At 72.7% G+C, this 256-nt stretch carries 1 protein-coding gene; it reads right to left on the minus strand.

Annotated elements, in window-relative coordinates; genetic code table 11:
* The coding region (locus tag GST15_RS12770) for a hypothetical protein (RefSeq protein ID WP_199268792.1) at positions 1-256 on the minus strand (256 nt) is incomplete at both ends.

Here is a 256-nt window from a genome sequence, read left to right on the forward strand (position 1 = left end):
TGCTGGGGGGCAGGTTCCGCAGCGGGCTCAGGGGCCTGCGGTCGTGCTTCGCGGCTGTCGTCCTCGGTCACGGTCTGGTCCGGGTGGATGATCAGCGGCCATTCCCCGGCGGGGTCACGGGTGAGGACGTGCAGCGGCCGGCCTAGCTGTTCGGCGCGGGCCGCGACGATCGCGACGACCTGAGCGCGCGCCTCGTCGACGTCGCCTGCGGCAACCTCCGTGACGGTGCCACCGATGGATACCTGGGCGGTGCCGT

This window comes from Cognatiluteimonas profundi (assembly GCF_009792795.1).
In the GTDB taxonomy this organism is placed as follows: domain Bacteria; phylum Pseudomonadota; class Gammaproteobacteria; order Xanthomonadales; family Xanthomonadaceae; genus Cognatiluteimonas; species Cognatiluteimonas profundi.